Raw genomic sequence first — 1,866 nt, 5'->3', positions numbered from 1 at the left:
TTCATAGCTTAAACTCGCTTTTTACATAGAAGTATATCAAAAATCATAGATCTTGGATAGCTTCTAAGAAAAAGCCGTTATTTTTAGTTAATCTTATTAACGCTGTAAAAAGGGCTAATATTATTCCAAAGAAAAAAGAAATAAGCGTTAACAGAACGGTATATTTGGAACCAGCCTCCAAAATTTGAGGTAAAGCTTTACTAATTATTTTCCACATCCAAACTTCCTCCTAATGTATACAAAGATATAAAAAAAGCTAAATCTTAAAATAAAAGATTTAGCCTCATCCGTTCCATTTTTTAGCTAGAAAAAACTCATGCCAAAACAGTGGATCATCTAAGACGTAATCCACAAAGACACATATATTGAATTTTGGATTTCAATATGCTTATCTTAATTTTCTCACTAAAAGCTAATTATAATAACAGTTTCATGTTATTTGATTTAATAAAATAAATCAATGCTTTTAATAATTAAAAATTAATATAAAAAACAAGTGTATCATAAGCTGAAAAAATTTGGACACCGACTACTAGTTAGTGAGAAATCATGAAGATAGCAAGAGCTTCACCCCAAGCAATTCAAGATAAGCTGGAGACCTTTAACTTATGGAACACCATTCATATGGAATAAAAAAAGAAAAAGCTGGGTAAAATCTAACTTTTACCCCAACTCCTTATACAAATTTATCGTCGTCAATAGTTTAACAAAAATACTAAAAAAATGAGTCAATATTTTTTAAATATTTTCTGTCCGCGTTAAAACCGTTATTGATTCAATATGTTATGAGAGGATAGCTGTCAAAAAATAGAAGCCTAAATGTTTTTATCACAAACTATCTGTGCGGTAACATATCCACTGTGAGCTTTCGTATATGAGAACATATCAACGACATTATAACTTGGTAACTGTGTCCCTGACATTAACCATCATCTACTATCATTAAAACCAAACTTATTCCCTCTTATTTTATAAAGCTTTTATTTGAGACTTTATAACTTTATATCCTAATTTATCGATGGTATGTTCAATGTCTTTTATAGATACTTCTTCATCGTCATATTCTACTCTTACTTTGCTTGAATTAAATAATACCTTTAAACTTTCTTTATCTACCCCTTCTAAGGATTTCACTCCGTTTTCTATTTTTTGCATACATGATGGACATGTTAATGTTTCTAATTGAATGGTTGCTTTTTGCATTTTTCATCTCTCCTTTAGTTTATGTTAATTGTATTATATTCTATTATTATCTATAATAAATTGATTTACATCAATAATTTCATTTCTTTTTTATTTTCTTAATTTATAGCGAAGAAGTCTCATACCATTTAAAATTACCACTAATATACTTGCTTCATGTACTAACATACCTATTGACATGTTCATCCATTCACTAAAAAATACGCTGGCAAGAAGGACTAATACAACCCCTACTGCAATAATAATATTTTGAAGTGCTCTTATACTAAAAAAATGGACTATTTTTATTCAGTCCGTAAAATGAAAGTATAGGAGTATTTTTATGTCAATTCGTTATTCACAAGATTTCAAAGATTCATTGGTTAAACTTCACCAAGAAGGCCGTTCACTTAAATCATTAGCAGAATAATTTGGTCCGTCGAAAGATTCTATTGCTATTTGGGTTAAACAAGCTACCCCAATCATGATCAAGGGTCAGTCAAAGACGTTAAAAGACGTCAAGCAACTAGAGAAGCGCCTCGCTATTTTGGAGGAAGAAAACGAAATTTTAAAGCGAGCGGCCATCTTACTAGCCAAAAAATAGTCCGTAATGTGGGATTGCCGCTAGTTAACCAATTTTTAGCACAAGGCTACGCGCTTGTGCGTATTTTAAGTGCACTTAAA

General features: G+C 30.3%; 2 protein-coding genes and 1 pseudogene. All 3 read right to left on the bottom strand.

The annotated features are described in order from the left end of the window. Positions 1 to 43: 43 nt before the first annotated feature. Positions 44 to 217: a hypothetical protein gene (locus tag FD20_RS13475; RefSeq protein ID WP_235807789.1), complete on the bottom strand. Its 174-nt coding sequence runs from the start codon at positions 215 to 217 to the stop codon at positions 44 to 46. Between the two features lie 752 nt (positions 218 to 969). Then, positions 970 to 1,203: a heavy-metal-associated domain-containing protein gene (locus FD20_RS12455; protein ID WP_057738912.1), complete on the bottom strand. Its 234-nt coding sequence runs from the start codon at positions 1,201 to 1,203 to the stop codon at positions 970 to 972. Positions 1,204 to 1,293: 90 nt separating this feature from the next. Further along, a pseudogene (locus FD20_RS14140) lies at positions 1,294 to 1,455 on the bottom strand (HAD-IC family P-type ATPase); the annotation flags it as partial. Between the last annotated feature and the right edge of the window lie 411 nt (positions 1,456 to 1,866).

It is taken from the genome of Liquorilactobacillus uvarum DSM 19971 (assembly GCF_001434935.1).
GTDB lineage: Bacteria > Bacillota > Bacilli > Lactobacillales > Lactobacillaceae > Liquorilactobacillus > Liquorilactobacillus uvarum.
Note: the sequence above shows the minus strand (reverse complement) of the source record. Positions and strands in the feature narration are given on the sequence as shown.

Bases quoted from the DNA above. Each gene is read 5' to 3' on its own strand.
- FD20_RS13475 (WP_235807789.1), bottom strand. From the start codon at position 217: ATGTGGAAAATAATTAGTAAAGCTTTACCTCAAATTTTGGAGGCTGGT.
- FD20_RS12455 (WP_057738912.1), bottom strand. From the start codon at position 1,203: ATGCAAAAAGCAACCATTCAATTAGAAACATTAACATGTCCATCATGT.